Annotated in this window: 7 protein-coding genes; 5 read left to right on the top strand and 2 right to left on the bottom strand. The window is 37.9% G+C overall.

Annotated elements, in window-relative coordinates:
• The first annotated feature begins 219 nt into the window (after positions 1 to 219).
• The 5 genes from G5B12_RS18145 (at position 220) to G5B12_RS15180 (ending at position 4,986) form a co-directional block, all read left to right on the top strand.
• Positions 220 to 624 carry an AraC family ligand binding domain-containing protein gene (locus G5B12_RS18145; RefSeq protein ID WP_021975868.1) on the top strand — a complete coding sequence of 135 codons (405 nt, stop codon included), beginning with the start codon at positions 220 to 222 and terminating at the stop codon, positions 622 to 624.
• 163 nt (positions 625 to 787) lie between these two features.
• Complete coding sequence (locus G5B12_RS18140) at positions 788 to 1,099, top strand: helix-turn-helix domain-containing protein (RefSeq protein WP_021975869.1); 312 nt, start codon at positions 788 to 790, stop codon at positions 1,097 to 1,099.
• Positions 1,100 to 1,225: 126 nt separating this feature from the next.
• Positions 1,226 to 3,334, top strand: coding sequence for a glycoside hydrolase family 3 C-terminal domain-containing protein (locus G5B12_RS15185; RefSeq protein ID WP_174088720.1), 2,109 nt, complete (start codon positions 1,226 to 1,228; stop codon positions 3,332 to 3,334).
• Between the two features lie 695 nt (positions 3,335 to 4,029).
• Positions 4,030 to 4,323 carry a hypothetical protein gene (locus G5B12_RS18135; protein WP_330384580.1) on the top strand — a complete coding sequence of 98 codons (294 nt, stop codon included), beginning with the start codon at positions 4,030 to 4,032 and terminating at the stop codon, positions 4,321 to 4,323.
• A gap of 36 nt (positions 4,324 to 4,359) precedes the next feature.
• Positions 4,360 to 4,986, top strand: coding sequence for a hypothetical protein (locus tag G5B12_RS15180; protein ID WP_330597750.1), 627 nt, complete (start codon positions 4,360 to 4,362; stop codon positions 4,984 to 4,986).
• A gap of 209 nt (positions 4,987 to 5,195) precedes the next feature.
• Here the strand turns inward: G5B12_RS15180 and G5B12_RS15175 are convergent, their stop codons facing one another.
• Both G5B12_RS15175 and G5B12_RS15170 read right to left on the bottom strand, forming a co-directional pair.
• A complete protein-coding gene (locus G5B12_RS15175; protein WP_174088718.1) occupies positions 5,196 to 5,990 on the bottom strand; it encodes a hypothetical protein in 795 nt (264 codons plus the stop codon).
• Positions 5,987 to 6,526, bottom strand: a complete 540-nt coding sequence (locus G5B12_RS15170; protein ID WP_059085733.1) for an RNA polymerase sigma factor — start codon at positions 6,524 to 6,526, stop codon at positions 5,987 to 5,989. The genes G5B12_RS15175 and G5B12_RS15170 overlap by 4 nt, the downstream gene beginning before the upstream one ends.
• Between the last annotated feature and the right edge of the window lie 145 nt (positions 6,527 to 6,671).

The raw sequence follows: 6,671 nt of genomic DNA, 5'->3' as shown, positions 1-6,671 counted from the left end.
TGTCAATGAGAAAGAAAAGGTTCGTAGTAAGTTTGCGTCCAATTAAGTATTTAGAGGAGCTTTTAGAAGCTTAAAAAGTAGAAAAAATAAAATTTGCAGTTGCTAACCATTCATGCGTTTGTCGTGGCAGAATTGTTGTATACATTGCCAAAGTTGCGGTAAAATGATATGCTGATTTTATTGGATAGGAACGATATTTCGGTGGTTCGGAGGCGGAAGATGAGAAAGAAGTTAAACACCCAATTTAATACAAGGCAGTATATGGTTTCAAGAGACTTCGAAATTTATTATTATAAAGATCAGCATATGAAAAAGGTTGCCAACCATATCCATGATTACTATGAGATTTATTTTTTTCTGGAGGGTGATGTATCTCTTGAGATAGAGAAAAAAGAATATCCGCTGCAATACGGAGACGTGGCAGTAGTGCCTCCTGGTCTGGAGCATCATGCAGTCATTCACGATGAAAGCGTGCCCTATAGAAGGTTTGTATTCTGGATTACGGTTGACTATCTGAACCGCTTGATGGAAGATGCTAGGGAGTATGGCTATTTGATACAGCTGGTGCAGACAAAAGGAGAATATATTTTCCATCACGACAGAATCGCTTTTAATACGATTTAGACAAAAGTATTTCATTTGCTGGAGGAAATTTATTCCAATCATTTTGGAAAAGCGGCGAAGGTTTCCCTGTGCGTCAGCGATCTGCTTCTTCATTTAAACCGGACTTGTATATAATGAAAGACATGAGCGTAGTGTTCAGGAGGAACAGCAGCTGTCAGAAAGATTGATAGACTATATTGAAGAGCATCTGGAAGAAGAATTGTCTCTGGACAGGATGGTAGCAGAATTTTTTGTCAGTAAATATCATATTGCCCATTTTTTTAAGGATCATATTGGAATGTCAGTTCATCAGTATGTGCAGAAAAAGAGACTGGAGGCATGCAGAGAGGCAATCCGGAATAACATGAAGATCAGCGAAGCTTATCTGCTGTTTGGCTTCAAAGATTATTCCGAATTCTATAAAGCATTCCGCAAAGAATACGGAATGTCCCCGAAAGAATGGCAGGAGACGGTTATGAATATACCGGAATTTTAATGGAAGTGCAGTCGTTTCAGATCCATACATTATATCCATGTACATAATGCATGGATGAGTATCGATCTAATCACAGGAATCATCAAAGAGAAATGAAACGGTACTTGTACCAGGAAAGGAATAAGGATGAATAGAGAGGAAGCAAGAAAAAAAGCGGAAGCGCTAGTTGCCAAAATGACGGTAGAAGAAAAAGCAGGGCAGCTGAAGTTTGATGCACCGTCAATTGAACGCCTTGGAATTCCCGCTTATAACTGGTGGAATGAGGCTCTTCACGGAGTGGCCCGGGCCGGAACTGCTACTGTTTTCCCGCAAGCGATCGCACTGGCTGCAATGTTTGATGATAAAAAACTAAAAGAAATTGCAGATGTAATCGCAGAAGAAGGAAGAGCAAAGTATCATGCATTTTCCAGGGAAGGGGACAGGGATATTTACAAAGGCCTTACGTTCTGGTCTCCCAATGTCAATATTTTCAGGGATCCTCGATGGGGAAGAGGACATGAAACTTATGGAGAGGATCCTTATCTGACTTCAAGACTTGGGGTCGCATTTGTAAAAGGACTTCAGGGCGATGGGGATACAATGAAGGCAGCAGCCTGTGCAAAGCATTTTGCAGTACATTCCGGACCAGAAGCACTCCGACACGAATTTGATGCGAAGGCTTCTCCAAAAGATTTGTATGAAACTTATCTTCCAGCTTTTGAATCCCTTGTGAAGGAAGCGGACGTTGAAGCTGTAATGGGAGCTTATAACCGGACAAATGGCGAACCATGCTGTGGAAGTAAAACATTGCTGAAAGATATATTAAGAGATGACTGGGGATTCAAAGGACATGTTGTATCAGACTGCTGGGCAGTCCGGGATTTCCATTTGAACCACAAAGTGACGGAAGGGCCAAAAGAATCTGTAAAAATGGCGCTGGATGCGGGCTGTGACCTAAACTGCGGATGCACGTATGCTTATATAATGGCTGCGCTGAAGAAGGGACTGATCACGGAAGAGCAGATTACCAGATCCTGTGTCAGACTGTATACAACGCGGTTTCTATTAGGATTATTTGATGGAAGTGAATATGACAGTATTCCTTATGAAGTTGTGGAGTGTGAGGGACATAGAAAACTTGCGGTCACAGCGGCAGAGAAAGGAATCGTTCTTTTAAAGAATGATGGAATCCTTCCTTTAGATAAAAGCAGAATAAAGACAATTGGTGTAATAGGACCAAATGCAAACAGCAGAAGAGTGCTTTCTGGAAATTATCACGGAACTTCCTCACATTATGTAACTGTTTTGGATGGAATCCAAAAGGAAGCAGGAGAAACCTGCAGAGTTCTGTATTCAGAAGGCTGCCATCTGTATAAGGATAAGACCGAGCCTCTAGCATGGCCGGATGATCGGATCTCAGAAGCGATAATTACTGCAAAACACAGTGATCTTGTTGTTCTTGTGCTTGGCCTGGATGAAACCGTTGAGGGAGAAGAACCGGATGAGGGAAATGCAGGTCAGGCAGGAGACAAGGAATCTCTGGAGCTTCCTCTTTGTCAGCAGAAGCTTCTGGAAGCGGTTGCAACAGCTGGAAAACCAGTTGTCACCGTATTAATGTCAGGAAGTGCAATGGATCTTCGTTATGCAGATCAACATACAAATGCAGTTCTTGAAGCCTGGTATCCGGGTGCTGAAGGCGGAACAGCACTGGCAGACATATTATTTGGCAAGGTGTCCCCAAGCGGAAAGCTTCCAGTTACATTCTATTATGATACCGATGATCTTCCGGAGTTTACCGATTATTCCATGGAAAACAGAACTTACCGGTATATGAAGAAGGAAGCATTATATCCCTTCGGATTTGGGCTTACCTACGGAGATGTATTTGCAGAAGCTGCGGAATTTACGGAAAAGCCACAGAAACATAAGAATTTAAAATTAAAATGTACTGTAAAAAATGAAGGTCTGGCAGACACCGACGATGTAGTGCAGGTTTATATCAAGGACTGGAAATCAAAATATGCGGTAAGAAATTATCACCTCTGTGCATTCAACCGAGTACATCTGAATGCCGGAGAAAAAGAAACTTTTGAAATAGAAATTGATAAAGATGCATTGCAGATTGTGGATGAAGAAGGAAAAAGGTATATAGACAGTGATGAATTTTCTGTTTATATTGGAACTTCCCAGCCGGATCGCCGAAGTGAAAGGCTATTAAAAAGAAAGCCTTTAGAACTTCGATTCAATATAGAATGATCTGAGTCTTTGATAAAATAAGCCGAAAACAATTTTAATAAAATTTTCTCATCACAGTATCTTGAACCTCCTGCCCGGATATGTTAAACTTAATAAGTTTTAAAAATGCAACTAACTACTATCTAGCCATGTTTATACACAGATCTAAAAAGCAATTTTCACTGTGGCACAAACATGGTCAGATTTAAGATAAAACGGTGTTACACCGTATAGAATAGGAGATTTAGACAGAATGGCATTGAGTCCAAAAATGTGGCAGTGAAATTTCAGTATCTACGGAAACTCGCATAAATACAGGAAATATGCGGTTTAACGACTCATGAACTTCTATCAGTAAATGGTACTCAGTGGTAAGGAATACGCTCAAGTAGTAACAAAAACTGGGTAAAAATGTGGTCATAAAACAACCTAGACATTTTTTTCTGATGATTGCATGGCACTGGGAAACGAATTTGCAATTATCTATTTTTTTAGTAGTAAATGATTAAAATTAATATAGACTATTGGAGAAATCTTTTATGATGTAAGCAAGGAGATACTGTTTATATTATAAAAGATTTTTACGTATTAAAACCAAAAGTGGATATTCACAAAATCTATAGGTAATTGGATGTTGTTGAAAACGCAGATTTAGAGTATAATAAATATATAGCCGAAGAATAGTTTTTAAAGTGCTGTAAAAAAGGAGAAAGACTTTGAATACAGAAATCAAAAATACGATTCTTACGACAGATAAAGACGCACAATATGATGAAAGCGCGAAACGATTACTTGGCCAGAAAAGTATCCTGGCCCATATATTAGTAAAGACTGTTGATGAATATGCAGGAATGGATCCGAAAGAGGTGGTTTCTTACATTGAAGGCGAACCATTTATTAACACTGTTCCGATAGAAACTGGTCTTACTAATGCTGTTATTAAAAATGCTGGATCTCGTGTGGTTGGTCTTAATTCTGAAAATCCGGAGCTTCATGAGGGAATGATATGATTTGATATTATATTTTATGTCAGAATGAGGGATGGATTGTCGCAGATTATTATTAATGTAGAAGCCCAAAAGGACGAACCAAACGGGTATGATATATTGAATCGGGCAATCTTTTATGTAAGCCGTATGATTTCTTCGCAAAAAGAAAGAGATTTTTCAAATTCAAATTATAATGATATCAAGCGAGTCTATTCCATCTGGGTTTGTATGAATATGCCGGAAAATAGTCTGGAACACATTCACCTGGTGAAAGATAGTATTGTAAATTCCCATGCATGGAAAGGCAAACTGGACTTGGTTAATATCGTAATGATCGGACTTGCCAAAGAACTTCCGAAGCATGAGGAGAAATATGAATTACATAGATTACTGGGAGCATTGTTATCTCAGAATTTAACAGCAAACGAAAAACTGGATATCATTGGAAATGAATATGCAATTCCAATGGAAAAGGATTTTAGAGAGGATGTGAGTATTATGTGTAATTTGAGCCAGAAAATTAAAGAGACTGGAATTGAAACCGGAATTGAGATGGGTAAACGGGAAATGATTATAAAAATGTACAACAAAGGTTATACAGCTGCTCAGATCGCGGATGTAGCTGAAATGGACGAAAAAAAGATAAAAGATATCATAAAAAATGCTGAATTGTTGACAGTATAAAAGATTGAACAGAATCTGATTATTCAAATGTTGTGTAATTGGATGTTTGGCGGGGTGTTACGATAAGCATCTCGCCATTTTTTATTATACGATGTCATGGTCAGAGTATCTGTAAATTATAACATATTATGCATCAGCTACGATACAGGTATTTCCACAACAGTTACAAAAAGATGGTGAACCGAACTGAATCCACCATCTTTTTTTCTTTATCTTCTGTTATTAATAACCTCTCTCGCCATATCTGCAAGTTCTCCGGCAGATAATTTTCCATCTCTTTGCAGCAAATCATACTGGATACCATCCTTATTCCAGTTAACGCTTTGAACCTGACTGACTTCAATCTGAGAAGCACTGTCATCGTAACTGAATACAACTTTTCCACTGGACTGGTCTTTTTTATCTTGTTCTGTCAATTCGTAATCATCTGATACCACTTTATTTATATAATGTACATAATACAAATTTGTTTCATTTACAGTGGCAATAATATCACCTGACGGAGTAAGTTTTGAGTTAAATTTCTGCTGCTTAAACGATACAACATCTCCATTCTTCTGATAATCAAAGGACACAGATTTAAAATTCTCAATTACATTTGCATTGCCATCCTTAAAACTGTTTTTTATAATATTGCCCTCTTTGAAGCAGTACCCGTTCTCAAAGGTATCAATCAATACCGGTCTATACCCAATATCCTTTGTAACCTGTTCTGACGTTGGAAGAGATGTATAAGCAGCACGTGATGCAGATGAACTTGTCCACATTGAAATCTTTCCTGTTGCTGCCACAGCAGTAACTCCAATTGTAAGTGTTGCAGCTATCAACAAAGGTAATATTTTCTTTTTTGATCTCATAGTCGTTTGCTTCCTTTCTGTATCTGCGAAGTCAAGTTTTGCATAAACTCTCTGTCTGACATTCCCTGTATCAATATCAAGAGCATTGCAGGAAATATCTGCCTGTTTTTGTATTCCCAATTCTTTAAGCAAATTTTTTCTTCTCATAATTTTTCCTCCGCATCCGATAACATTTTTCTGAGTTTTCTTTTTCCTCTTGAAAGTCTGGTCTTAACTGTAGAAATATTAAGTCCCATTGCTTTTGAAATATCCTTGATTTTTTCATCAAATTTATACCGTCTTACAAAAATCTCGCTGTCAGGTTCGCCAAGGCTCATAACTGTTTCCCATACATAATTATTGTGAAAATTCTCTTCCATGAAATTTTTGCCATCTGACAGTTCAATATCTTCAAGAGATGTATGATCCATCTTTCTGTTTATCCGTTTCAGAGCAAAATTCCGGGCAACAGCAGCAAGATATGACCGTAATGTACCTTTCTGCAAATCTATCCTCCCGGTATTCTTCCAAAGTACAACAAACACATCTGCCACAATTTCTTCAATATCCTCTTTCGGCAGTGAATTGCCGGCCATATGATACAAAACAGTACTCAAATACGGCGTATAAATTCGGATTGCTTCATCTATGGAATTTTTTTCTCTGTTCCTGAGACGCTGCAAAAGTTCTGCTTCATCTGTCATATCAATCCTACTTTCTTTTTAATATTTTCAAAAATTAAAAGCTTTTAACCTTCACATTCTTATATATCCTGTCAAAGAGCAAAAAGTTTCAATTTTAGAAAATTATGATATTGATACACCACTTTACAACTTTTTTATAAAAAAA

Source organism: Blautia sp. MSK.20.85 (assembly GCF_013317245.1).
GTDB lineage: Bacteria > Bacillota > Clostridia > Lachnospirales > Lachnospiraceae > Blautia_A.
The sequence above is the reverse complement of the archived record's forward strand: the minus strand, read 5'-3'. Positions and strand labels throughout refer to the sequence as shown.

Bases quoted from the DNA above. Each gene is read 5' to 3' on its own strand.
- G5B12_RS18145 (WP_021975868.1), top strand. From the start codon at position 220: ATGAGAAAGAAGTTAAACACCCAATTTAATACAAGGCAGTATATGGTT.
- G5B12_RS15185 (WP_174088720.1), top strand. From the start codon at position 1,226: ATGAATAGAGAGGAAGCAAGAAAAAAAGCGGAAGCGCTAGTTGCCAAA.
- G5B12_RS15175 (WP_174088718.1), bottom strand. From the start codon at position 5,990: ATGAGAAGAAAAAATTTGCTTAAAGAATTGGGAATACAAAAACAGGCA.
- G5B12_RS15170 (WP_059085733.1), bottom strand. From the start codon at position 6,526: ATGACAGATGAAGCAGAACTTTTGCAGCGTCTCAGGAACAGAGAAAAA.